This is a genomic window from Streptomyces sp. McG3 (assembly GCF_018619185.1).
Lineage (GTDB): Bacteria > Actinomycetota > Actinomycetes > Streptomycetales > Streptomycetaceae > Streptomyces.
Genome location: NZ_JAAXYC010000117.1, coordinates 1 through 23,002 on the forward strand (window position 1 = coordinate 1; position 23,002 = coordinate 23,002).

At 73.0% G+C, this 23,002-nt stretch carries 22 protein-coding genes; 10 read left to right on the forward strand and 12 right to left on the reverse strand.

The window, feature by feature from the left end; all coding sequences use genetic code 11:
* Nucleotides 1-300 precede the first annotated feature (300 nt).
* Nucleotides 301-1,503, forward strand: a complete 1,203-nt coding sequence (locus HET64_RS19755; protein WP_374105565.1) for an MFS transporter — start codon at nt 301-303, stop codon at nt 1,501-1,503.
* Nucleotides 1,504-1,577: 74 nt separating this feature from the next.
* Here HET64_RS19755 and HET64_RS19760 read toward each other — a convergent pair whose 3' ends face one another.
* Complete coding sequence (locus HET64_RS19760) at nt 1,578-1,940, reverse strand: cupin domain-containing protein (protein ID WP_215107434.1); 363 nt, start codon at nt 1,938-1,940, stop codon at nt 1,578-1,580.
* A 104-nt stretch (nt 1,941-2,044) separates the two neighbouring features.
* Between HET64_RS19760 and HET64_RS19765 the strand changes: the two genes are divergently transcribed.
* Both HET64_RS19765 and HET64_RS19770 read left to right on the forward strand, forming a co-directional pair.
* Nucleotides 2,045-3,016, forward strand: coding sequence for a pseudouridine-5'-phosphate glycosidase (locus HET64_RS19765; protein WP_215107436.1), 972 nt, complete (start codon nt 2,045-2,047; stop codon nt 3,014-3,016).
* A complete protein-coding gene (locus tag HET64_RS19770) occupies nt 3,013-3,924 on the forward strand; it encodes a PfkB family carbohydrate kinase (RefSeq protein WP_215107437.1) in 912 nt (303 codons plus the stop codon). The genes HET64_RS19765 and HET64_RS19770 overlap by 4 nt, the downstream gene beginning before the upstream one ends.
* A 25-nt stretch (nt 3,925-3,949) precedes the next feature.
* Here HET64_RS19770 and HET64_RS19775 read toward each other — a convergent pair whose 3' ends face one another.
* Both HET64_RS19775 and HET64_RS19780 read right to left on the reverse strand, forming a co-directional pair.
* On the reverse strand, nt 3,950-4,597 hold the full coding sequence (locus tag HET64_RS19775) for a uridine kinase (RefSeq protein ID WP_215107438.1): 648 nt from the start codon (nt 4,595-4,597) through the stop codon (nt 3,950-3,952).
* A 49-nt stretch (nt 4,598-4,646) separates the two neighbouring features.
* Nucleotides 4,647-5,339 (reverse strand): helix-turn-helix domain-containing protein, encoded by a 693-nt coding sequence (locus HET64_RS19780; protein WP_215107439.1) that lies wholly within the window; start codon nt 5,337-5,339, stop codon nt 4,647-4,649.
* Between the two features lie 85 nt (nt 5,340-5,424).
* Between HET64_RS19780 and HET64_RS19785 the strand changes: the two genes are divergently transcribed.
* Complete coding sequence (locus HET64_RS19785) at nt 5,425-6,636, forward strand: pyridoxal phosphate-dependent aminotransferase (RefSeq protein WP_215107440.1); 1,212 nt, start codon at nt 5,425-5,427, stop codon at nt 6,634-6,636.
* Nucleotides 6,633-7,241 (forward strand): C39 family peptidase, encoded by a 609-nt coding sequence (locus tag HET64_RS19790; RefSeq protein WP_215107441.1) that lies wholly within the window; start codon nt 6,633-6,635, stop codon nt 7,239-7,241. The genes HET64_RS19785 and HET64_RS19790 overlap by 4 nt, the downstream gene beginning before the upstream one ends.
* A 423-nt stretch (nt 7,242-7,664) precedes the next feature.
* Here the strand turns inward: HET64_RS19790 and HET64_RS19795 are convergent, their stop codons facing one another.
* The 4 genes from HET64_RS19795 to HET64_RS19810 all read right to left on the reverse strand — a co-directional run bounded on the left by HET64_RS19795 (nt 7,665) and on the right by HET64_RS19810 (nt 13,951).
* The gene (locus HET64_RS19795; RefSeq protein ID WP_215107443.1) at nt 7,665-8,396 is read right to left on the reverse strand and encodes a hypothetical protein; all 732 of its coding nucleotides are present in this window, start codon (nt 8,394-8,396) and stop codon (nt 7,665-7,667) included.
* Nucleotides 8,397-8,439: 43 nt separating this feature from the next.
* Nucleotides 8,440-9,792 carry an SWIM zinc finger family protein gene (locus HET64_RS19800; RefSeq protein WP_215107445.1) on the reverse strand — a complete coding sequence of 451 codons (1,353 nt, stop codon included), beginning with the start codon at nt 9,790-9,792 and terminating at the stop codon, nt 8,440-8,442.
* Nucleotides 9,789-12,812, reverse strand: a complete 3,024-nt coding sequence (locus tag HET64_RS19805) for a DEAD/DEAH box helicase (RefSeq protein WP_215107447.1) — start codon at nt 12,810-12,812, stop codon at nt 9,789-9,791. The genes HET64_RS19800 and HET64_RS19805 overlap by 4 nt, the downstream gene beginning before the upstream one ends.
* A 170-nt stretch (nt 12,813-12,982) precedes the next feature.
* On the reverse strand, nt 12,983-13,951 hold the full coding sequence (locus HET64_RS19810; protein ID WP_215107448.1) for a slipin family protein: 969 nt from the start codon (nt 13,949-13,951) through the stop codon (nt 12,983-12,985).
* 222 nt (nt 13,952-14,173) lie between these two features.
* Between HET64_RS19810 and HET64_RS19815 the strand changes: the two genes are divergently transcribed.
* A complete protein-coding gene (locus tag HET64_RS19815; protein ID WP_215107450.1) occupies nt 14,174-14,530 on the forward strand; it encodes a hypothetical protein in 357 nt (118 codons plus the stop codon).
* 46 nt (nt 14,531-14,576) lie between these two features.
* Here HET64_RS19815 and HET64_RS19820 read toward each other — a convergent pair whose 3' ends face one another.
* Nucleotides 14,577-15,275: a bifunctional 2-polyprenyl-6-hydroxyphenol methylase/3-demethylubiquinol 3-O-methyltransferase UbiG gene (locus HET64_RS19820; protein ID WP_215107452.1), complete on the reverse strand. Its 699-nt coding sequence runs from the start codon at nt 15,273-15,275 to the stop codon at nt 14,577-14,579.
* A gap of 174 nt (nt 15,276-15,449) precedes the next feature.
* Between HET64_RS19820 and HET64_RS19825 the strand changes: the two genes are divergently transcribed.
* Entirely contained in the window at nt 15,450-15,791 is a 342-nt protein-coding gene (locus HET64_RS19825) for a DUF6343 family protein (protein ID WP_215107453.1), read from the forward strand.
* A gap of 30 nt (nt 15,792-15,821) precedes the next feature.
* Here HET64_RS19825 and HET64_RS19830 read toward each other — a convergent pair whose 3' ends face one another.
* From HET64_RS19830 to HET64_RS19840, 3 genes are all read right to left on the reverse strand, one after another.
* Nucleotides 15,822-16,190, reverse strand: a complete 369-nt coding sequence (locus HET64_RS19830) for a tetratricopeptide repeat protein (protein WP_164617943.1) — start codon at nt 16,188-16,190, stop codon at nt 15,822-15,824.
* Between the two features lie 92 nt (nt 16,191-16,282).
* Nucleotides 16,283-16,885 (reverse strand): dephospho-CoA kinase, encoded by a 603-nt coding sequence (coaE, locus tag HET64_RS19835; protein ID WP_215107455.1) that lies wholly within the window; start codon nt 16,883-16,885, stop codon nt 16,283-16,285.
* 31 nt (nt 16,886-16,916) lie between these two features.
* On the reverse strand, nt 16,917-17,855 hold the full coding sequence (locus HET64_RS19840; RefSeq protein WP_215107457.1) for a PAC2 family protein: 939 nt from the start codon (nt 17,853-17,855) through the stop codon (nt 16,917-16,919).
* Between the two features lie 273 nt (nt 17,856-18,128).
* Between HET64_RS19840 and HET64_RS19845 the strand changes: the two genes are divergently transcribed.
* The gene (locus HET64_RS19845) at nt 18,129-19,088 is read left to right on the forward strand and encodes a right-handed parallel beta-helix repeat-containing protein (protein WP_215107460.1); all 960 of its coding nucleotides are present in this window, start codon (nt 18,129-18,131) and stop codon (nt 19,086-19,088) included.
* Nucleotides 19,089-19,192: 104 nt separating this feature from the next.
* On the opposite strand, the gene rpsA is transcribed toward HET64_RS19845, so the two are convergent.
* Entirely contained in the window at nt 19,193-20,716 is a 1,524-nt protein-coding gene (gene rpsA / locus HET64_RS19850; RefSeq protein WP_097963511.1) for a 30S ribosomal protein S1, read from the reverse strand.
* A 408-nt stretch (nt 20,717-21,124) separates the two neighbouring features.
* Between rpsA and HET64_RS19855 the strand changes: the two genes are divergently transcribed.
* Complete coding sequence (locus HET64_RS19855; protein ID WP_215107462.1) at nt 21,125-21,964, forward strand: class I SAM-dependent methyltransferase; 840 nt, start codon at nt 21,125-21,127, stop codon at nt 21,962-21,964.
* A gap of 60 nt (nt 21,965-22,024) precedes the next feature.
* A partial coding sequence (locus tag HET64_RS19860) for a DEAD/DEAH box helicase (protein ID WP_215107464.1) occupies nt 22,025-23,002 on the forward strand: 978 nt, incomplete at its 3' end.

The following is a 23,002-nucleotide window of genomic DNA, read 5'->3' on the forward strand; positions in this document are numbered from 1 at the left end:
GGAGTGGTCGGGCAGGCCCTTGAGGCCCGTGGCGAGCACTGTTGAGTCTGCGGCGCCGCTGTGTTCCGGAGTGCGGGCCATCGCTGCTGGGGGCGGGACAGCCCGCGGAGGCCGCTGTTCCACGGGGCGGCGCCGTACACCGTCGGGGAACGTCCGGTCGATCACCGTCAGGGCCCGTTTCACCCGTCCGGGTGAACGGCGGCGGCCGGGCGGTGACACACTGCGCCGGTGACACGACCCCTCTCCCTCCCCCAGGTCACGGCCGCCGGTCTGCCGGCCCTCCGGCGCCGGACGTCGGCCGTGCTCGTCGTCAGCCAGATACTCGGCGGCCTCGGCGTGGCCGTCGGCATCACCCTGGCCCCGATGCTGGCCGCCGAGGTGAGCGGGTCGGAGGCGTTGTCCGGGCTGGCGCCGACCGCGTCCGTCGTCGGCACGGCTCTGCTGTCGCTGCCGCTGGCCGCCCTGATGACCGCCAGGGGCCGCAGGTCCGGCCTGGCGCTCGCCTATCTGATCGGTGCGCTGGGCGGTGGCCTGGTGGTCCTCGCCACGATGCTGCCCAGCTTCCCGCTGCTGCTGATCGGCATGGCCGCGTTCGGCGCGGCGTCCCTGGCCGGTCTCCAGGCCCGGTTCGCGGCGGCCGACCTGGTGGGACCGGACCGGCGGGGGCGGGCGATCTCCACTGTCGTCTGGGCCACCACGATCGGATCGGTCGTGGGCCCCAACATCTCGGCCCCGGCGAGCCGGCTGTTCCGCGGTACGCCGGTGCCCGAGGCCGCCGGGCCGTATCTGTGCTCGGCCGCCGTGTTCCTGCTCGCCGGAGCGGTCGTGGCGCTGGCGCTGCGCCCGGATCCGCTCCTCACCGCCCGTGCCCTGGCGCCAAAGGGCCCGACCGAGCCGCCGAAGCGCTCGCTGCGCGCCGGGATCGAGGCCGTCCGGGAGTCGCCGATGGCGCGGCTCGCCCTGCTGACGGTCACCGTGTCGCACACCGCCATGGTGTCGATCATGGTCATGACGCCGGTCGATCTGGGCCGGCACGGCGCCGGTCTCCAGCTGATCGGGCTCGTGATCAGCGGGCACATCGCGGGCATGTACGCGTTCTCCCCGGTGATGGGGTGGCTGGCCGACCGCTTCGGCCGGCTGGCCGTGATCGGTCTGGCCGTCGGGCTGCTGAGCTGCGCCGCGCTGCTGGCGGGCACCGCCGGGCCCCGGCACGGGCAGACCGCCGCGGGCCTGTTCCTGCTGGGTCTCGGCTGGTCGGCGGGGATGATCGCCGGTTCGGCGCTGCTCACCGACGCGGTGCCGCAGTCGGCCCAGGCCGCGGTGCAGGGGCTGTCGGACCTGACCATGAACGCGGCGGCGGCGGTCGGCGGGGCGGCGGCCGGGGTGATCGTCGCCCAGTGGGGATACGGCCTCCTCAACGCGATCGGCGCCGCGCTGCTGCTGCCGGTCGCCGCGCTCGCCCTGCGCCGGAGTCTGCGGCGGCCGGGAGCGGTCGGCGCCTGACGCGCCCCGGACCGCACCCCGACCACAGCCGCGACAACCGCCGTCGGCGCGACCGTAGTTGTCAGCCACCGCCCTCAGAGGCTGATGTGGTACGCCTTGCGGAGCGTCTCGTGAACCGTCCAGGTCGTCCGGTCGCCCTCGCGCAGGACGCAGGCGTCCCCGGGGCCGATCTCCAGTGTCGCCCCGCCCTCGACCTCGACCGTCGCCCGTCCGCTGACGACCACGAACAGCTCGTTCGCCTCGGTGTCGGTGACCACGCCGGGGGTGATCTGCCAGATCCCCCGGAGCTGCTTGCCGTCGGCCGATTCCGCCAGCACCTTGCCCGTCACCACGGGATCGCCCGAGACGATCTGCGCCGGATCGAGAGGTTCCGGTACGAGTTCGGCGTCCGGGATGTGCACGGCGAAGGAGGCGGGGACCTGGTCGTTTGTCGTCATGGCCGGTCACCTTAGCGACCGCTTCCGGCCACCCCGCGGCCAGGACCCGCCCCAGGAGGTCCGTCCGTGGTTTGCGCCCCTCCCGGCCGCGACAGGGATGGGGCATGCCTCAGAACCCACCGGACCAGCGTCCCGCTCCACGCGAGAACCCGGGGACGAACGCCTACGACCCCGTGCTCTCGGCGGAGGTGCGGGCCGCTCTGAGCGCCCGCCTGCCCGTCGTGGCACTGGAGTCGACGATCATCGCGCACGGTCTGCCGCGCCCCCGCAATCTGTCCGTGGCCAGGGAGCTGGAGGGGCTCGTCCGGTCCGCCGGCGCTGTCCCGGCCACCGTCGCCGTTCTGGACGGGCGGGCCCATGTCGGCTTGGGCGAGGACCAGTTGGAGCGGGTCGCCGGGGATCCGGCGGTACGCAAGCTCGGGCACCGCGATCTCGCCCCGGCGCTCGCCGCCGGGGCGAGCGGGGCGACGACGGTGTCCGCGACGGCGTTCCTGGCGGCGCGGGCGGGCCTCGGCGTCTTCGCGACGGGCGGGCTCGGCGGCGTACACCGGGAGTGGGCCGAGAACCAGGACGAGTCGGCCGATCTGCGGCTGCTCGCCCGCACCGGGATCACCGTGGTCTGCGCGGGGGTGAAGTCGATCCTCGACGTCCCGGCGACCCTCCAGCGGCTGGAGACCCTCGGCGTCTCCGTCGTCGGCTACGGCACCGGGAACTTCCCCGGCTTCTACCTGAGCAGCTCCGGCGAACCCGTCGACTGGACGGTGCACAGCCCCGAGGAGGTGGTGGCGGTGATGCGGGCGAAGGAGGCGCTGGGCGGCCCGGCGGCCGCGCTGATCGTCGCCAACCCCGTAGCGGAAAGGGATCAGTTGGATCCGGCACTGCACGACCGGGTGCTGGCGGAGGCGCTGGACGCGTCCCGGGAGCGGGGCATCTCGGGGCAGGGCGTGACTCCGTTCCTGCTGGACCAGCTGATGCGGCGGACCGGGGGCGCGTCGCTGGAGGCGAACCTGGCGGCCGTCCGCGGCAACGTGACGCTCGCGGCGCGGATCGCCGTCGCGGCGGCGGGCACCCGGTGAGGAGTCCGAGGGCGGGCGGTGGGCTGCTGGTGGTGGGGGACGTGGTCACGGACGTGGTGGCGCAGTACGGATCGGCGCTCGCCCACGGTACGGACACGGCGGCCCGGATCCGTACGCTGCCGGGCGGCGCGGGGGCCAACGTCGCCTGCTGGGCGGTGCGTTCGGGGTGCCCGAACGTGCGGCTGCTGGCCAGGGCGGGGGCGGAGTCGGCCGGCTGGCACCGGGAGGAGCTGGAGCGGTCGGGGGTGCGGGCGTTCCTGGCGGTGGACGACGCGTTCCCGACGGCGACCGTCATCGCCCTGGTCGACGCGGCGGCGGAGCGCACGTTCCTGACCGACGGCGGGGCGGTGCTGCGGCTCGCCGTCGAGGACTTCGTGCCCACGATGCTCGACGGTGTCGGGCGGCTGCATCTCTCCGGCTATCTCCTGTTCGCCGCGGTGAGCCGGGCCGCCGCCCTCCTCGCCCTGCGCACCGCCGTGGAGCGGGGGATTCCGGTGAGCGTGGACCCGGCGTCGGCCGGGTTCCTCGGCGAGCTGGGACCCCAGCGGTTCCTGGAGTTCGCCGAGGGGGCGGAGCTGCTGCTGCCGAACGCGGACGAGGCCCGCCTGCTCACCGGGCTGCCCGGACCGGAGGCCGCGGCTGCCGCGTTGAGCCGGTGGTTCCCGCGCGTCGTCGTCACCCTGGGCGCGCGGGGAGCCGTGGTGGCCGCCGGGGGCGAGGTCGTCGGCCTTGTCCCCGCCCCGCCGGTGCCCGGGCCGGTCGACTCCACGGGGGCGGGCGACGCGTTCACCGGCGGGTTCCTCGCGGCGCTGCTGGCCGGGGCCGACGACCTGGCCGCTGCTGCCGAGGGCTGCCGGGCGGGGGCGGTGGCCGTGGCCACGGTGGGCGGCCGGCCGCCGCCCCGGTGACGGGCGGTGCCGGGCGGGCCGCCGGTCACCCGCTCCCGGGCAGCCCCGACCAGGCGGGGTGCGACGGGTCGTCCGCCCGGACCACCACGTCCGCGCGCTCCATGGGCGCCACCTCGTCCTCGTACCGGGCGAAGGCGGGCAGGGTCCAGTGTTCCGGCTCCGCCGTGCGTCGCCGCAGCGCCCCCGGGGACAGTCGCAGATGGACGCTGAGCGCGAACGGGAACCAGTGCCCCAGCAGGAACGGGCCGTGCACGACGACCACCCCGCCCTCGGGCAGGGAGTGGTACGGGCTACGGGTGGCCCGGTCGGTCACGGGGTCCCACAGATCGGGCAGCACGCGGCCGGAGCCGCCCGCCTCCAGCGGCCCGAACACCTCGCGCCACAGCGCCCCGGTGTCGTACCAGCTGTCGGCGTACGCGTCCGGGTCCCGCTTCCCGTACTCGAAGCGCAGGCTCGCCGGGCGCAGGAAGCCCTCGGTGGAGATGACGAGCACCGCACGGCCGAGCAGCCGCAGTTCCCGCGCGAGGCGTTCGGCGCTCTCGCCGGTGCGGGCGGCCGGCGCGCCGTCGATGCCGAGCGCGAGCCAGGGCCCGCCGTCGGCGGCGGACAGCCCGTCGCCGTACCGGGCCAGTTCGCCGGCCAGCCGTTCCCAGGTGATCGCTTCGAGTCGCACGGACCCATCATCGCCGCACCGGCGGAGGGCCGCTTGTGTGCGGGAGGGTTCAGGCGCCCCGCAGTTCGGCGGCGAGCGGGCCTTCGCCGAGCACCTCGACGCGGCCGTCCTTCACCGCCTCCGCGAAGGTCGCCCCACCCCGCGCGAGCTCCAGACACACCTCGGCGTCGAGGACGATCCGGGCGTCGGGGCGTTCGGCGGGGCCGTATCCGTACACCGCGGCGACCTGTTCGGCGGCCGTGAGCGCGGCCCCCGCTCCCCCGCCGACACGGAGGTGGAACGCGCCTTCTTCCAGCCGGACTTCGAGGACGCCCTCCCGGGCGGTCCCGGCGAGGGCGCCGAGCAGGGGCAGGGCGAACCAGTGGGCCCGCACCGCGTCCGTGGGGCGGCGCTCGGCGAGGGCGGGCGCCCCCCACTCGGCGAGGGCGGCGAGGACGGGCAGCAGGCCCTGGCCGCGGGCGGTCAGCTCGTAGACCGACGCCGCCGACGGGGGCGGCAGCTTGCGGCGCAGGGCCAGTCCGGTCTGTTCCATGTCCTTGAGGCGGGAGGCCAGCACGTCCGTGCTGACGCCGGGCAGGTCGGCGTGCAGGTCGGTGTACCGGCGCGGCCCGCCCAGCAGTTCACGGACGATCAGCAGCGTCCACCGGTCACCGACGGAGTCGAGGGCGCGGGCGGTGGCGTCGAACTGGTCGTAGCTCCGGCGACGGACGGGGCGTGCTGCTGGCTGCTGCTGACGTGGCATGCGACGCAGTCTAGACATGTTGTTGGACTTTCCAAGCTGAAGCTTGGTAAAACCAAGTATCGCAATTCGGCTCGGGAGGCAGCGCATGGAGTTCCGGCAGTCCAGCAAGCTCAACGAGGTCTGCTACGAGATCCGGGGCCCGGTCATCGAGCACGCCAACGCCCTGGAGGAGGCGGGCCACAGCGTGCTCCGGCTCAACACGGGCAACCCCGCGCTCTTCGGTTTCGAGGCTCCCGAGGAGATCGTCCAGGACATGATCCGGATGCTGCCGCAGGCGCACGGCTACACCGATTCGCGCGGCATCCTCTCGGCCCGGCGGGCCGTGGTCCAGCGCTACCAGGCCATGGGCCTGACCGAGGTCGGTGTGGACGACGTGTTCCTCGGCAACGGGGTCTCCGAGCTGATCTCCATGGCGGTGCAGGCGCTGCTGGAGGACGGCGACGAGGTGCTGATCCCGGCCCCGGACTTCCCGCTCTGGACGGCGGTGACCACGCTCGCGGGCGGCAAGGCCGTGCACTACGTCTGCGACGAGGAGTCCGACTGGAATCCGGACCTCGCCGACATGGCCGCGAAGATCACCGACCGGACCAGGGCCGTCGTGATCATCAATCCGAACAACCCGACCGGCGCGGTCTATCCGCGCGAGATCCTCGAAGGCATCCTCGATCTGGCCAGGCGGCACGGGCTGATGGTGTTCGCCGACGAGATCTACGACCAGATCCTGTACGACGGGGCCGAGCACCACAGCGCGGCGGTCCTCGCCCCCGACCTGGTCTGCCTCACCTTCAGCGGTCTGTCGAAGACGTACCGGGTGGCCGGCTTCCGGTCCGGCTGGATGGTGGTGTCCGGTCCGCGGCAGCACGCCCGCAACTACCTGGAGGGCCTCACCATGCTGGCCTCCATGCGCCTGTGCCCCAACGCCCCGGCCCAGTACGCCATTCAGGCCGCGCTCGGCGGACGGCAGTCGATCCGGGAGCTGGTCGCGCCGGGCGGGAGGCTGCACGAGCAGCGCGACCGGGCCTGGGAGCGGCTGAACGAGATCCCCGGCGTCTCGTGCGTGAAGCCGAAGGGCGCGCTGTACGCCTTCCCGCGCATCGATCCGAAGGTGCACCGCATCGTCGACGACGAGAAGTTCGTGCTGGACCTGCTGCTGCGGGAGAAGATCCAGGTGGTGCAGGGCACCGGCTTCAGCTGGCCGCGCCCGGACCACTTCCGCATCCTCACCCTCCCGTACGCCGACGACCTCGACGCGGCGATCAGCCGCATCAGCCGCTTCCTGAACGGATACCGCCAGTGACCTGTGCCCTCTGCCCTGTCCCCGTCCACACCCAGTTCGCCACGCCGGAGCTGGTGGGGGCGATCGTGGAGGGCGGGCTCGACCCGGCCGAGGACCCGGGCTGGGCGGAGTCGGGGGCGTCCTCGCCCGCCGAGTACGCGCGCTGGGCAGGTCATCTGTGCGGTATGACCTGCCTGCGCATGGCGCTCGGCGCGGACGCCCCGTCGCTGTTCGCGCTGCGCGACGGGGCGTTGAAGTACGGGGCGTACACGGAGGATGTGGACGGGACGATCCGGGGCCTGGTCTACGCCCCCTTCGCCGAGTACGTCGGCGAGGTGCACGGGCGCGAGGCCACGGTCCACCGGCACCTGGACGTGGACGGGATCCCCGGACTGCTGGACGCGGGCCGGACCGTGCTGGCCTCCGTCCACTACGGGATCCGGCATCCGGAGCGGCCGGCTCCGGGGCGGGGCGGGCATCTGGTGCTGGTGACCGCGCGGACGGCCGACGGGTCGGGCCTCCACTTCCACAACCCGTCGGGGACGGATGCCGGGACGCGGGCGGCCGTGCTGCCGACGGCGGAGTTCGAGCGGTTCTTCGCGGGGCGGGGCGTCTCGCTGGCGTGACCCGCCCGCGCCCGCTGTCCGGGAACGGGAGCGGGCCCGGAGGCGTAGCCGGCCTCCGGGCCCTGAGTGTGCCGCCCATCGGGCACGCCGGCACGTTTAAGGATCCGGGTCAGTCTGATGTCGTCGCGTCCTGCCTTTGGACCACCGCAGATCGAAGCTCTGCGGGCCGGACTTGAACCGGCATTTCGACGCGCGCGGGCCCGGGCCCGTTCGATCCGGCGATCGGCGGCGAATGCTGAGTCTGGAGCAATAGTCTGAGATTGACGGCGGTCTGCCTCTGCCTGCTTGGGCTACTCCGGCCCGTGCCGGAGGGAGGAGTCGAACCTCCACGGGAACCGCGCCTTCACGACAAGCCTCAGTTTCAGCCTGCGCTCCTCGCGCACCCCGGCCACCGAGGACGGCGGCCGGGGAATCCATGGTCGGTCACCCGAAGAGGTAACCGAATACCGCGTCACCCACCCGCTCGTCGGTGACCTCCGCGCCGTTGGCCTCCTCGCGGGCGAACTTCACGGCCTGCTGGAGCTTCTCGATCCGGTCCAGCAGTTCGTTGACGCGTCGCGCCGGAAGCGCCCCGGAGAACTTGACCGTCGTCCAGTACCCGATCGGGATGTCCTCGTAGTACACCTCGACCTGCGCCGGGTGCTTCTCGGTGGGCTCGGCCTTCACGTGGTTGCGGGGCACCTTCTTCGTGCGGACCGTGCGGACCGGCTCGGTCTTCCAGGAGTCGGTCGAGGGGTCCTGCACCCAGGCCTCGGCGGCGTCCAGCACGGGCAGCTTGCGGACGAAGGTGTTGAGGTCGGTCAGCTGCTTCTCCAGGAAGAGCAGATACGACACCGGCACCTGGCTCACCAGCACCCGGCCGTCGACCGACACATCCGCCCTGGCCGAGCAGTTCGCCCAGTCCTTCGTGGCGGTCACATCGAAGAGCCGGGTCAGGGTGACCGCGGTGTCCCGCAGCACGTCCTCGGCCTTGACCTGGACGAGCGTCGACTCGGGCGGAAGCTGTTCGCCCTCCTCGTCCTTGGGCTGGTAGGTCCGGGAGATCCCGGCCAGCAGCCCGGTCTTCTGGAGGCCGTGATGAGCCGCCGTCAGGTCCTGGTGTGCCTTGGACTTGACGCCCTTCTCCACTGCGATGATCTGATTGAGTTTCGCCACGTCGTGGACGCTAGCAGCGGAAACTCCCCTGCGGCCAAGGGTTTTACCGTACGTACAGCGCATCGGTCCCGGAGGTGTCCGGGACGGAGTCGCCGGCCAGCAGGGCGTCGAGGGCGGCCACCGGGTCGGGGTCCGGGGCGGCGCGGGGCCACCAGTCGTCGGCACCGGGATCGGATTCGTAGCCGTACCACCGGTGGTCGTGGCCGAAGCGGAGCTGGAGCGAACCGTCCGGGTGGGTGAGGTGGTTGCGCCAGGGCGTGAAGCGCGGGAAGCCGGCGGCGGCGAGGGCCGGCCTGGCCCGGTCGAAGGGGCCGGCCGGCGGGTCCCAGGGCGTCGACAGGACCGCGAGGCCCTCGGCATCGCCCTGCCGCCAGGCGGCGACGGCGCGGGCGAGGTCGGTGGTGGTGCGGCCGGTGGCGTAGGCCAGCTCCCGGTAGAGCGCGCGGGTGGTGGCGGTGAGCCCGGCGGTCGGCCGTGCGGCGGCGAGGCGGACCGCGTCCTGCCACGGGGTGAGCCCGGTCAGCGGATCACGTCCCGTGGTCAGCAGGGCGTGGGCGCGGGCGGCGGCGTCGGTGGCGAGGTGGTCCAGGCCCAACGGGTCGCGGGCGCCGGGCAGATCCGGATACGACGGTGGCTGGCCGGGGTGCGGCGGTACGGGCAGGGGTGCCGGGAGCGGCGGCAGGAAGCGGGCGGCGAAGGCCTCCCGGGCCCCGACCGACGGGACGGCGGGGGCGGCGGGGCGCTCGCGGGCCGAGTGTTCGGCGTTGCGCCGGCCCAGCTCGTCCAGCAGCTCGCGCTCGCCCCGGCCCCGCATCAGCAGCAGGACGAACGGGTCGCTGTCGAGCAGCAGCGCCGTCTGGAAGCAGAGGGCGGCGACGTGCTTGCAGGGCCGCCCGTGGTCGGGGCAGGTGCAGCTGGGGTCGAGGTCGTCGGCGGCGGGCAGCAGCCGGACACCGGCCTCCTCGGCGGTGTGGGCCAGGGAGTGCGGCATCTCCTTGGCCAGCAGCGCGGACAGATGGCCGGGGTGGGCGGCGACCGCGTCGAGCAGGGTCTCCCAGCCGGGGTCGGTGAAGGTGCGCAGCCGCAGTTCGGCGCGGTAGGGGCGGGCCCGGCTGCCGTGCACATAGGCGACGGCCCGCCCGGGGGTGACGGTGATCGCGGCGACCTGGCCGTCGTCGGCGTACGCACGGCCGCGGGCGAGGCGGGCCTCGTCCAGCGACAGCGACTCCACGGCTGCCACCCAGGCCCGGCCCCACCAACTGCCCGCGAAGGGCTCGCCCCCGGCGGAGGTGCGGGCGGGCACCGCCTCGAAGGTGCGCCGCAGATCGTCCGGCCCCGGCCGGGCGCGGGGGGCCGCCCTCCGGGCGGCCGGGCCGGTGGTCGGGCGCGGGCTCATGCGGGCCTCCGCAGCGATACGAGGTCGGCGAGGTCACGGTCGCTGAGCTCGGTCAGCGCGCTCTCGCCGCTGCCCAGCACCGCGTCGGCCAGGACCCGCTTGGACTCCAGCAGCTCGGCGATCCGGTCCTCCACCGTGCCCTCCGCGATGATCCGGTGGACCTGCACGGGCTGGGTCTGGCCGATCCGGTACGCCCGGTCGGTGGCCTGTTCCTCCACCGCGGGGTTCCACCAGCGGTCGAAGTGGACGACATGGGCGGCGCGGGTCAGATTCAGCCCGGTGCCGGCCGCCTTGAGGGAGAGCAGGAAGACGGGCACCTCGGCGGCCTGGAAGCGGTCCACCATCCGCTCCCGCTCGGCCACCGGCGTACCGCCGTGGAGGAGCTGGGAGGGGATCGCGCGGGAGGCGAGGTGCGCGGAGAGGAGCTTCGCCATCGCCACGTACTGCGTGAAGATCAGGACCGAGCCTTCCTCGGACAGGATCGTGTCGAGCAGTTCGTCGAGGAGGGCGAGCTTGCCGGAGCGGCCCGTGAGCCGGGTCGGCTCCTCCTTCAGATACTGGGCGGGGTGGTTGCAGATCTGCTTGAGCGAGGTCAGCAGCTTCATGACGAGACCCCGGCGGGCGATGCCCTCCGCCGCCTCGATCTGCGCCATCGTCTCGCGGACGGCCGCCTCGTAGAGCGTGGCCTGCTCACGGGTGAGGGAGACGGGGTGGTCGGTCTCCGTCTTGGACGGCAGCTCGGGGGCGATGCCGGGGTCGGACTTCTTGCGCCGCAGGAGGAAGGGCCGCACCAGCCGGGACAGCCGCTCCACCGCCTCCTCGTTGCCCAGGCCCGCGGCGGTGCCGGTGTTCTCCACGATCCGGGCGTGCCGGGCCCGGAACGCCTTGAGCGGGCCGAGCAGTCCGGGTGTGGTCCAGTCGAGGAGTGCCCAGAGCTCGGAGAGGTTGTTCTCGACGGGGGTGCCGGTGAGGGCGACCCGGGCCGGGGCGGGGATGGTGCGCAGCGCCTTGGCCGTGGAGGAGTGCGGATTCTTGACGTGCTGCGCCTCGTCGGCGACGACCAGGCCCCAGTTCTGCTCGGCGAGCCGGGGTGCGCTGGAGCGCATCGTGCCGTAGGTGGTGAGGACGAAGCCGCCGTCCGGTTCGCTCAGGGTGCGGTCCGTGCCGTGGAAGCGTCGCACGGGGACGCCGGGGGCGAAACGGTTGATCTCGCGGTGCCAGTTGCCGAGGAGGGAGGCGGGGCAGACCACCAGGGTGGGCGAGGGGTGCGCCCGGTGCAGATGGAGGGCGATGAGGGTGATCGTCTTGCCGAGGCCCATGTCGTCGGCGAGGCAGCCGCCCAGCCCGAGCGAGGTCATCCGGTCCAGCCAGGCCAGACCGCGCAGTTGGTAGTCGCGCAGGGTCGCGTCGAGGCCGGGCGGGGGCGCGATCGTGGTGTCCTGGGCGAGGATCCGCGTACGGAGGGCGGCCAGCGCCCCGGCGGGGACGGCGTCCACCCGCTCGCCGTCCACCTCCGCGCTGCCGGTGAGGGCGACGGCGAGCGCGTCCACCGGATCCAGGAGCCCCAGCTCCCGCTTGCGCGCCTTGCGTACGAGGGCGGGGTCGACGACCACCCACTGGTCGCGCAGCCGCACCACCGGGCGGTGGGCCTCGGCCAGGGTGTCCATCTCGGCCTCGGTCAGCCGCTCCTCCCCCAGGGACAGCTGCCAGTCGAAGGCGAAGAGGTGCTCGGCGTCGAAGAAGGACGTGCCGTCGGTGGCCGATCCGGGCGCGGGCCGCACGACGGCGGTCGCGGTGAGGGAACGCGCCAGCTCGCGCGGCCAGTGCACCTCGACCCCGGCGGCGGCCAGCCGGGATCCCGCGTCGCTCAGCAGCTCGTACAGCTCGTCCTCGGTGATCGCGAGCACATCGGGGGATGGCTGCCCCAGCAGCCGTTCCAGCGGGGCCCAGACCCGGGCGGCGCGGCGCAGCGCGAGCACCGCGTCGACCCGGGCCCGCGGCCCGAACGGCTCGCCCGCCGCGCCGTTCCACAAGGCAGCCGCGTCCACCACGTACGTCGGATCGGCAAGGCTGTGGACCTGGACGACGGCAGCGGCTGCATGCCGGACCGCCGGGTCGTCCGGGTGCTCCGGCCGCGCGGATGCCCCGGCGGTCTCCGCCTCCTCGCGGGCGGCCGTGACCGCGTAGGTGTCGGCGGTGTCGAACAGCTCGTACGCGGAGAGGTCCAGGCGCAGCGAGACCCGCACGCCCGCGTCCAGGCCCGAGGCGACCTCCACGGCCCAGGCCGCGGCATGGGGCAGATGCTGGGCCTCGCGGGCGGCGAACGGAGCGCCCATCGCGAACGCGGCGGCGGGGGTGCGCGGCAGGGTGTCGGCGACGGCGTCCAGGAACGCCCCGATCAGGGCCTCGGGGTCGGGGAGCCGGGGCGGCTCGGAACCGGGGACGGGCGTCGCGTGCCCCTCGGGCGGCAGGGCGGCGGCGACCGCCCGCAGATGCGCGACGTCCTCGGCGTCCCTCGGGCCCGCCCGCCAGGCGTCGTGACCGTCCGCCGTGAGTCCGGGGAGGAGCCTGCCGCGGGCGACGAGCTGGAGGGCGTGCAGCGCGGCCGCGCCCCAGCAGCGGGTGGCGGGGTGGGCGGAGCCGTGCTGACGTGCCCGCACGAGCAGGGGCAGCGCGTCGGCCACGGACAGCAGCACCGCGGGCGTCGCGACGGCGCGGACGCTCCCGGGGCCGGCCGCCGGGTCCGGCCGGACGACCGTGAGCCGGGCGGTGGCGCACGGGACGGTGTCGGGGCTGCCGGGGGGCTCCGCGTACGCGAAGGATGTCCCGCTCCGCCCCGGTGCGCCGTCGTCGTGCCCCGGGCCGGCGTCCGCGAGCGGGTCCCAGAAGGCGATGCGGCCGTCCCTGGGCACCGGGCCGGGCAGGAAGACCGCCGCGCAGCGCAGCAGGCGTCCGGCGTCGGCGGTCCGGGACGTGTCCTCGGTGGCCCGCGGCTCGCCCTCCCGGGTCCGTGCCGTCATGTCCGCCACCCCCTCCCACCTGATCCGCGGTCTCCGTCGGCACGGAATGTGCTGACTCCGCGAGTCTAGGCGGCAGGTCTGACACCGGGGGATCCGGCCGCATCACCCCAGCTCAAAGGGGCGAGACCCGGGCTGTTCCGGGTCTCGCCCAGCCGCTGCGTCCAGCACGCTCAGTGATGGGCGAACGGTTTGGAGGGGGACGTTCCGGAGTCGGCCGGTGCGGTCGAGGGGGCCGGTGCGGTCGGCTCTTCGGGGACCCGCCCTTCGAGAACCTCCGGCTCCGCCTCCGGAAGCGGTGATTCCTCCTCCGAGGACAGCGGGGGCCGCGCGGCTGTGCCGTGCACCGACGGCTGCCGCCCCGCCCCCGTCTCCGACGTCGGCTGCTGCGCGCGCTCCAGGAACCGGAGCAGCTCCACCGGGAACGGCAGCACCAGCGTGGAGTTCTTCTCCGCCGCGACGGCGACGATGGTCTGCAGCAGCCTCAGCTGGAGCGCGGCGGGCTGCTCCGACATCTCCCCGGCCGCCTGGGCCAGCTTCTTCGAGGCCTGGAGCTCCGCGTCGGCGTTGATCACCCTGGCGCGGCGTTCCCGGTCGGCCTCCGCCTGGCGGGCCATGGAACGCTTCATGGTCTCCGGCAGCGAGACGTCCTTGATCTCGACCCGGTCGATCTGCACGCCCCAGCTGACCGCCGGACTGTCGATCATGACCTCCAGCCCCTCGTTCAGCTTCTCGCGATTGGAGAGCAGGTCGTCCAGGTCGCTCTTGCCGATGATCGACCGGAGCGAGGTCTGGGCCATCTGCGAGACGGCGAACCGGTAGTCCTCCACCGCGATGACGGCGTTCGTCGGGTCGACCACCTTGAAGTAGATGACGGCGTCCACGCGGACGGTCACGTTGTCCCGGGTGATGCCGTCCTGGGCCGGCACGGGCATGGTGACGATCTGCATGTTGACCTTGCGCAGCCGGTCGACGCCCGGCACGACCATGGTGAAGCCCGGCAGCCGCACGTCGTCCCGGAGCCGGCCGAGCCGCAGCACCACACCGCGCTCGTACTGCCGGATCACCCGCGCCCCCGAGGCCACGTACAGCGCTCCGGCACAGAGCACCACCACCAACGCGATGACCAGGACCCCAACCATGACAGCCCCCTCGGAGGAGTGGGAGCGGACACCTGCCCGACTGCATAACATCCTTACGGGCGTTATGCCCCATTTGGATGCATGGTGAACCTCTCCGGATCCTCGGCTCGCCCGGTCGGCCGCGCACCGGATGCCGGGGCGGCCCGGGGCGGGCAGGGTGGCCAGCGCCAGCACGTCTTCCCGACGTACCGAATCGCCGGACGAGCAGACGAGGACCCGCCCATGTCCGTGACCGCCACCGTTCCCCGCCGCCGACGCCGCCTCGGGATCGCCGCCGGAGCCTCGCTCCTCGCCCTCGCCGTCTCGGGCTGCTCCGGGCTCGGCCGCACCGCGGTGGGCCCGGTGACGTACACGACGGAGCGCGAAGCGGTGCTGCAGGTGAACAGCCCGTCGGTGCGAGGCTGCCACCGGATCGCCCCGGCGGGAGCCCACGAGGTGGAGAACGGGACGCTGGTCGACGTCATCCTGTACCGCACACGGGACTGCACGGGCGGCAGTACGACGTACGTGCCGACCAGGTTCAGCGATGTGACGGCGCCGGGCAGCGGGCCGTGGCGCAGCTACAGCTTCGTCCACTGAGCGACCGGGAGAGGCCGCCGCGGAAGTCCCGCCCGGCCGCGGCCCCTCAGAGCACGGGGCGGGCCAGCAGCCAGGTGCCGTCGTCGGTGAGGGTGCGGTCCACCGTGAGTCCGGCCGTCGCCAGATGCCGTTCGATGTCCTCGTCGGACAGCTCCCGCGACAGGAACGTCTGCGTCCACCGCGCGTCGTCGAAGTGATACTCCGCGCGCACCGAGCGCACACCGTCGCCCACCGGATCCGCGGAGACGATCCGGATCAGGCCGCCGGACGGGTCGGTCCGCTCCCACGGCAGCTCCGAGCGGTGGGCCACGCCCTCGCGCTGGACGAGGACGATCCCGTCGTCCCGCACATGGTCGCGGCAGACGCGCAGCATCCCGTCGCGCACCCGGTGCTCGCCCGCGTGGACCAGGAACGAGCCGAGCAGCACCACGTCGAACCGCTCGCCGCCCAGGTCCAGCGACTCGATGGGGCTCCGCACCCTGCGCGCCCCGACGATCTCCTCCAGCATCTCCGGCGACTCGTCCACCGCCGTCACGCGGAATCCGCGCCGCACCAGCGGGTGCGTCACCCGTCCCGCTCCACAGCCCAGTTCGAGGATGCTCGCCCCGGCGGGGGACACGCCCGCGATCACGTCCGGCTCCTCACCGACGGACAGCCGGCGATACAGCTCCACCGCGCACCCGTCCGGCGTGATGGCTCCGGGACCGGTCCCCCCGTACCCCTCGCGTATCAGTGATTCGCTCATGGAGGACGAACGAGCCGTCGCCGGGGGAGGTTCCCCGGCCATCACGCCGGGTGAGCTCCGGGGCCCGCAGCGTAGCGACCCTCGCCGGGCCGCGTTCCTCTCCGTCCGGCGTGGGCCGCGTTCTGTTCCGTCCGCGACCGGACGGGTCCATGCTGGTGGAGTGAGGTGATCGCCATGCGTACCGGCAGTGAACCCGCGACCGCCCGCAGTCCGCTGCGGATGCGGCTCTGGCTGAGCCTGTGGGGCATGCTCTGGGCCCTCTTCGGCCTGGTGGCGTTCTCCCTGACCGGACGGCCGGGCTGGGCGGCGGCCTGCGCGGCGGTGCTGCTGCTCGCGATCCTGGACCTCTGCGTGATCACGTACCGCATGCGCCAGGGCCCGCGCTACCAGCCGGGCCGTGACGTCCCGCCGTACGAACCGGACCACGGCGACGGCCGTCCACGCCGACCGGGGACCGGCACGGACAGCGGCTGGAAGAACGGGGGGCGCGCGGGCCCTTCTTCCGGGCGCCGCTAGGCCGTGTCCGGTCGGCGCCGGCCCGGTCCGTCAGGCCCGCTCGTCGAACTTCGCGGCCCGGAGGTACTCCGGCTTCGGGTCGAGCGCCGCCGCCAGGCGGAAGTGCCGGGTCGCCTGTTCGGGGCGGCCGGCCCGCTCGAAGGTGCGGGCCAGGGCGAAGTGGGCGAACGCGTTGTCCGGCTCACGCTCCAGCACCAGCTCGAATTCCAGCTCGGCGGGGCGCAGTTGGGCGGCGGCGAAAAAGGCGCGGGCCCGGAGCAGCCGGGCGGCGGTGTTCTCCGGATGCGCGGCGATCACCGAGTCGAGGAGCTTGACGGCACCCCGGGGGTCCCGGGCGTCGAGCAGTTGCTCGGCCGCTCGGAAGTCGATGACATGGGTCTCCGGGTTCCTCTCGGGCACGGTCGCGTCCTTCCCTTCCCTCGCGGGTTCTCAACGTCCACCCCGGAGCCGGTATTCCGGTACCTCCGGCCGGGGCGTCCCCGCACGCGGACTCAGCGGGCGGCGGCCCTGCGGACCAACTGGTCCCAGACCGCGCGGACCTGCGGTTCCAGCGCCTCCAACGGCCCGTCGTTGTCCACGATCAGGTCGGCGACGGCCCGTCGCTGGTCGCGGGTGGCCTGGGCGGCCATCCTGGCACGGGCGTCGGACTCCGTCATCCCACGCAGCGCGACAAGCCGTTCGAGCTGGGTCCCGACGGAGGCGTCGACGACCACGACCAGGTCGTAGAGGGGGGCGAGCCCGTTCTCGGTGAGGAGGGGGACGTCGTGGACGACGACGGCGTCCTCGGGGGCCGCCCGTTCCCGTTCGGCCGCGCGGGCGCCGACCAAGGGGTGGACGATCGCGTTGAGGGCGGCGAGACGCTCCGCGTCGGCGAAGACGAGTGCGCCGAGCGCCGGGCGGTCCAGTTCGCCTTCGGCGGTCAGCACGCCCGGCCCGAACTCCTCGACGACGGCCGCGAGTCCGGGAGTCCCGGGCTCGACGACCTCACGGGCGATCCGGTCCGAGTCGATCAGGACGGCGCCGTACCTCACGAGCAGCCGCGACACTTCGCTCTTGCCGGCTCCGATGCCGCCGGTCAGGCCCACTTTCAGCATGGGCCGCAGCCTACGGGCCGGGCGGGGGCGCTCAGCCCTCCCCCTCCCGCTCGGCGAGGAAGCGCTCGAACTCGCGGCCGATCTCGTCGGCGGACGGCAGGTCGACCGGCTCGGCGACGAGGTTGCCGCGGGTCTCGGAGCCGGCGACGGCGTCGTACTGGTGCTCCAGGCCCTCGACGAGCGAGACCAGCTCCTCGTCGCCCTGGCCGATCTGCCGGTCGATCTCGGTCTGGGTGCGGTGCGCCTCGGTGCGCAGGGTGTGCGCGAGCGCGGGCAGCACGAGCCCCGTCGCCGCGGTGATCGCCTCCAGCGCGGTCAGCGCCGCGTCCGGGTAGGCGGACCTGGCGACATAGTGCGGGACGTGGGTGGCGACCCCGAGGACGTCATGGCCGGACTCCATCAGCCGGTACTCGATGAGCGCTTCGGCCGAACCGGGCACCTGGGCCTCGTCGAAGGGGCTGCGGTGGCCCGGCATCAGGTCGGTGCGGTTGCCGTGCGGGGTGATGCCGACGGGGCGGGTGTGCGGGACGCCCATCGGGATGCCGTGGAAGTTCACCGTGAGCCGGACGCCGAGGCGCTCGACGATCTGCTCGACGGCGGCGGCGAACCGCTCCCACTCCACGTCCGGCTCCGGGCCCGAAAGCAGCAGGAAGGGCGCTCCGGTGGCGTCCTGGACCACCCGCACCTCCAGGGTCGGGGCCTCGAAGGACGTCCAGCGGTCGCGCCGGAAGGTGAGCAGGGGGCGCCGTGCGCGGTAGTCGACGAGCCGGTCGTGGTCGAAGCGCGCCACGACCTGGTGCGGCAGCGTTTCGAGCAGGCCGTCGACGATCTGCTCGCCGGTCTCGCCCGCGTCGATGTAGCCGTCGAAGTGGTAGAGCATGACCAGGCCGGCCGACTCCTGCGCCAGCGCCATGTCGACGACGGCCAGGCCCTTCGGCTCCCATTCGTACAAACTCTGCGGATCAGGCACGGTTACCGCTCCTCCTCGTGTTCCTAGGCAAGAACACGAGGGGCGGCACGCGCATTCCCGCACCCTGGTCTTTCCCCGGCGCGAGCGGGTCACGGTACGTCAGTTGCCGGTCCGGCGACGACGCTTCACCGCTTCCCGCACCGCCCGCCGATCCTGGTCCAGACCTTGACGCCCTCCGCCGCCGTCCCTACCGTCACTGGACAACACGTTCAGACACACGTCTCATGTTCATGTACGGGAACATTTGTATCCCTGCGACGGGAAGGCACCCCCATGCGCACCCGCTCCCCCCTCACCGCCCTGCTCGCCGCCGCCCTGGCCGCCGGCTGTCTCACCCTGGCCGGCGCCGGGCCCGCGAACGCCGCGGTCATCGACGTCAGCACCGCCGCCCAGCTCAAGTCGGCGCTCACCACCGTCTCCCCGGGTGACACGATCCGGCTCGCCGACGGCACGTACACCGGGAACTTCAAGGCCACCCGGCCCGGCACCTCCGGGGCACGGATCACCCTCACCGGCTCCAGCAGGGCGGTCCTGACCGCCGGAGGCGGCTACGGGCTGCATCTGAACGGCGCCTCGCACTGGACCGTCCAGGGCGTCACGCTCAAGGGCGGTCAGAAGGGCATCATGGCCGACGCGGCGAACGGCGTCGTCATCGACTCGGTGACCGTGCACGACCTCGACATGGAAGGCGTCCACTTCCGCAAGTCCAGCAGGGACGGCGTTCTGAAGAACTCCCGGATCTACGACACCGGGCAGAACGGACGCGGCATGGGCGAGGGCGTGTACGTCGGTTCGGCCGGCGACCTCTCCGACCGCAGCGACAACGCGCAGATCCTGAACAACACCATCGGCCCCGGTGTCGGCGGCGAGTCCATCGACATCAAGGAGGGCACGACCGGCGCGAGGATCATCGGCAACACCTTCGACGGCGACGGGCTGACCGGCGCCAACTACGACGACTCCTGGGTCGACGTGAAGGGCAACAACGTCCTGGTCGAGGGCAACAAGGGCTCGCGCACCACCAACAACGGCTACGAGACCCACACCCAGCAGAGCGGCTGGGGCTGCGGCACCGTCTTCCGCGGCAACACCTCGAACCTCTCCGGCGCCACCGGCGACAAGCAACTCGCCATCAACGTCACCAACAACAGCTCCAGTTGCCGCACCACCGTCCACGCGAGCAACACGGTCACCGGCGGCAGGGGGCTGACCAACATCGCCGTCACCCCGTAACCGAGAACGCCTGGACACGCGAGTGAGGCCCGCCCCCCGAAGGGGACGGGCCTCACTTACCGCTTTTCCGCTACCGCAGCCGATCAGCCGCCGGGGTCAGAGCGTCAGCTCTGGCCGCCCGCGAGCTTCTCGCGCAGCGCGGCAAGGGCCTCGTCCGACGCCAGGGCGCCGGAGTTGTCCGCCGACTCCGAGGAGTAGGAGCCGCCGCCGCCACCGCCACCGCTGCCACCGGAGGCGGCCGGAGCAGCGCCGGCCGGGGCAGCAGCGCCCTCGGCCGCAGCAGCCTCGTCGGCCTCGCGGGACTTGATGACCTGGGCCTGGTGCTGCTCGAAGCGCGTCTGCGCCTCGGCGTACTGGGTCTCCCAGACCTCGCGCTGCGCCTCGAAGCCCTCGAGCCAGTCGTTGGTCTCGGGGTCGAAGCCCTCGGGGTAGATGTAGTTGCCCTGGTCGTCGTACGACGCGGCCATGCCGTACAGCGTCGGGTCGAACTCGACCGAGGCCGGGTCGCCACCGAAGGACTCGTTGGCCTGCTTCAGCGAGAGGCTGATGCGACGACGCTCGAGGTCGATGTCGATGACCTTGACGAAGATCTCGTCGTTGACCTGGACGACCTGCTCCGGGATCTCCACGTGGCGCTCGGCCAGCTCGGAGATGTGGACCAGACCCTCGATGCCCTCGTCGACGCGGACGAACGCGCCGAAGGGAACGAGCTTGGTGACCTTACCCGGGACGACCTGACCGATCTGGTGCGTCCGGGCGAACTGCTGCCACGGGTCTTCCTGCGTCGCCTTGAGCGACAGGGAGACGCGCTCGCGGTCCATGTCGACGTCGAGAACCTCGACGGTGACTTCCTGGCCGACCTCGACAACCTCGGAGGGGTGGTCGATGTGCTTCCAGGACAGCTCGGAGACGTGCACGAGACCGTCGACGCCACCCAGGTCCACGAAGGCACCGAAGTTGACGATCGAGGAGACGACGCCGGAGCGGACCTGACCCTTCTGCAGGGTCGTGAGGAACGTCTGGCGAACCTCGGACTGGGTCTGCTCGAGCCAGGCACGGCGGGACAGGACCACGTTGTTGCGGTTCTTGTCCAGCTCGATGATCTTGGCCTCGAGCTCCTTGCCCACGTAGGGCTGGAGGTCGCGGACGCGACGCATCTCGACGAGCGACGCCGGCAGGAAGCCACGGAGGCCGATGTCGAGGATGAGACCACCCTTGACCACCTCGATGACGGTACCGGTGACGATGCCGTCCTCTTCCTTGATCTTCTCGATGGTGCCCCAAGCACGCTCGTACTGAGCGCGCTTCTTCGAGAGAATCAGGCGGCCTTCCTTGTCCTCCTTCTGGAGAACCAGGGCCTCGATCTCGTCGCCGACCTTGACGACCTCGTTCGGGTCGACGTCGTGCTTGATCGAGAGCTCGCGGCTCGGGATGACACCTTCGGTCTTGTAACCGATGTCGAGGAGAACTTCGTCCCGGTCAACCTTGACGATGACTCCGTCAACGATGTCGCCGTCGTTGAAGTACTTGATCGTCTCGTCGATCGCCGCGAGGAACGCGTCCGCGTCGCCGATGTCGTTGACCGCAACCTGCGGAGTGGTGGCGGTGGTCTCGGTGCTGCTCGTCATGTGGGAAAGGGCTCCGGTACGGACAGAGAGTCGTAGGTACTGCTACGCCGAAAGCCCGTATCGCCTCTGCAGAAGCCGGACAGCCTGGAAGGCGCGCAATCCGTTTCCGGAGAGACGCCTCGACAACCGAGGGGACATGCAACAGACGCGAGCGCGGCCTGCTAGGTCTGAGGCGCGCAGGCTCGCAGCGCAACTTGTAGCATACGGGGGCAGCCGGACAGGGTCAATGCGCGAAGGCGCACACCCGGGGCACATCGCCCCCAATCCGGCACAACTCGTGTTCCCCGAGGCCACGTCGGCCCGAGAACGCTACGGCACGGCGCCGCGGACGCGCGTCCGCACCCCGGGGTGCGCCCCCTGGTACGTACCGCGCGCGGCGGGTGAAGGCAAACTACAACGACGGGCACGATGAGCCAAGAGATCCACGGGACCTACTCCGCAGAACCCGCAGAGCGCCCGGAGCCGGAAGCCACCCGCCGTGCGGCGGACGAGACGGAGAGCAGCCGGGCCAGCCGCGGCTGGTGGGACCGGAACGCCGACGCGTACCAGAGCGACCACGGCGGCTTCCTCGGGGACGACCGTTTCGTCTGGGGTCCGGAGGGGCTGGACGAGGCGGACGCCGCCCTGCTGGGGCCCGCCGCCTCCCTCAAGGGCCTCGACGTCCTGGAGATCGGCGCCGGGGCCGCCCAGTGTTCGCGCTGGCTGGCCGGGCGGGGCGCCCGCCCGGTCGCGCTCGACGTCTCCCACCGCCAGCTCCAGCACGCCCTGCGGATCGGCGGGGACGTCCCCCTGGTCGAGGCCGACGCGGGCCGGCTCCCGTTCCGGGACGGTTCCTTCGACCTGGCCTGCTCCGCCTACGGGGCGGTGCCCTTCGTCGCCGACCCCGTGCGGGTCTTCCGCGAGGTCCACCGGGTGCTCCGGCCCGGCGGGCGCTGGGTGTTCTCCGTGACGCACCCGATCCGCTGGGCCTTCCCGGACGAGCCCGGGCCCGAGGGACTGTCCGTCGCCGCCTCCTACTTCGACCGCGTCCCCTATGTGGAGCAGGACGAGGACGGCGACGCCGTCTATGTGGAACACCACCGCACGCTCGGCGACCGGGTCCGGGACCTGGTGGCGGGCGGCTTCCGGCTGGTCGACCTGGTCGAACCGGAATGGCCCGCCTGGAACAACCAGGAGTGGGGCGGCTGGTCCCCGCTGCGCGGCAACCTGATCCCGGGGACGGCGATCTTCGTCTGCGAGCGGGGCTGAGCCGCTGACCGGCCGGGGTGCGCGGAACCCCTGGGGACGCTCCCGTACGACACTGGGGGCGTGATCCGCACCGAAGCCCTGGACCGACTGCCCGTCCGCACCGCCGTGCCCGCCCTGCGGCGCGCGCTCGACGACCGGGGCGTCGCCGTCCTGTGCGCCCCGCCCGGCACCGGCAAGACGACGCTCGTCCCGCTGGTGCTGGCCGGGCTGACCGGTGAGGGCCCGGTGCGCCGGGTCGTGGTCGCCGAGCCGCGCCGGATCGCCGCGCGGGCCGCGGCGCGGCGGATGGCCTGGCTGCTGGGCGAGCGGCCGGGCGAGCGGGTCGGCTTCACGGTGCGCGGCGAGCGCGTGGTGGGGCGGGACACGGTGGTGGAGGTCGTGACCACCGGGGTGCTGCTCCAACGCCTCCAGCGGGACCAGGAGCTGGCCGGGGTGGACGTGGTGATCATCGACGAGTGCCACGAGCGGCACCTCGACGCCGACACGGTCGCCGCGTTCCTCCTCGACGTACGGGAGGCGATCCGGCCCGATCTGCGGCTGATCGCGGCGTCCGCGACGACGGACGCGGAGGGCTGGGCGCGGCTGCTCGGCGACGCCCCGGTGATCGAGGCGGAGGGCGTCTCGCATCCGGTGGAGGTCCTCTGGGCGCCGCCCGCCCGTCCGGTGAAGCCGCCGCACGGGATGAGGGTGGACCCCGCCCTGCTGACGCATGTGGCGGCGACCGTGCGGCGGGCGCTCGGTGAGCGCGAGGGGGACGTGCTCTGCTTCCTGCCCGGCGTCGGGGAGATCGGGCGGGTGGCCGGGCAGCTCGCGGGGGTGGACGCGGAGGTGCTCCAGGTGCACGGGCGGGCTCCGGCCGCCGTACAGGACGCGGTGCTCGCCGGGTCCTCTGGGGGGCGGCGGGTGGTCCTGGCGACCTCGGTGGCGGAGTCGTCGCTGACGGTGCCGGGCGTGCGGGTCGTCGTCGACTCGGGTCTCGCCCGGGAACCCCGTACCGACCATGCCCGGGGGCTGAGCGCCCTGACGACCGTACGGGCC

Bases quoted from the DNA above. Each gene is read 5' to 3' on its own strand.
- HET64_RS19760 (WP_215107434.1), bottom strand. From the start codon at position 1,940: ATGACGACAAACGACCAGGTCCCCGCCTCCTTCGCCGTGCACATCCCG.
- HET64_RS19765 (WP_215107436.1), top strand. From the start codon at position 2,045: ATGCCTCAGAACCCACCGGACCAGCGTCCCGCTCCACGCGAGAACCCG.
- HET64_RS19780 (WP_215107439.1), bottom strand. From the start codon at position 5,339: ATGCCACGTCAGCAGCAGCCAGCAGCACGCCCCGTCCGTCGCCGGAGC.
- HET64_RS19785 (WP_215107440.1), top strand. From the start codon at position 5,425: ATGGAGTTCCGGCAGTCCAGCAAGCTCAACGAGGTCTGCTACGAGATC.
- HET64_RS19800 (WP_215107445.1), bottom strand. From the start codon at position 9,792: ATGAGCCCGCGCCCGACCACCGGCCCGGCCGCCCGGAGGGCGGCCCCC.
- HET64_RS19805 (WP_215107447.1), bottom strand. From the start codon at position 12,812: ATGACGGCACGGACCCGGGAGGGCGAGCCGCGGGCCACCGAGGACACG.
- HET64_RS19810 (WP_215107448.1), bottom strand. From the start codon at position 13,951: ATGGTTGGGGTCCTGGTCATCGCGTTGGTGGTGGTGCTCTGTGCCGGA.
- HET64_RS19815 (WP_215107450.1), top strand. From the start codon at position 14,174: ATGTCCGTGACCGCCACCGTTCCCCGCCGCCGACGCCGCCTCGGGATC.
- HET64_RS19820 (WP_215107452.1), bottom strand. From the start codon at position 15,275: ATGAGCGAATCACTGATACGCGAGGGGTACGGGGGGACCGGTCCCGGA.
- HET64_RS19825 (WP_215107453.1), top strand. From the start codon at position 15,450: ATGCGTACCGGCAGTGAACCCGCGACCGCCCGCAGTCCGCTGCGGATG.
- coaE (WP_215107455.1), bottom strand. From the start codon at position 16,885: ATGCTGAAAGTGGGCCTGACCGGCGGCATCGGAGCCGGCAAGAGCGAA.
- HET64_RS19845 (WP_215107460.1), top strand. From the start codon at position 18,129: ATGCGCACCCGCTCCCCCCTCACCGCCCTGCTCGCCGCCGCCCTGGCC.
- rpsA (WP_097963511.1), bottom strand. From the start codon at position 20,716: ATGACGAGCAGCACCGAGACCACCGCCACCACTCCGCAGGTTGCGGTC.
- HET64_RS19855 (WP_215107462.1), top strand. From the start codon at position 21,125: ATGAGCCAAGAGATCCACGGGACCTACTCCGCAGAACCCGCAGAGCGC.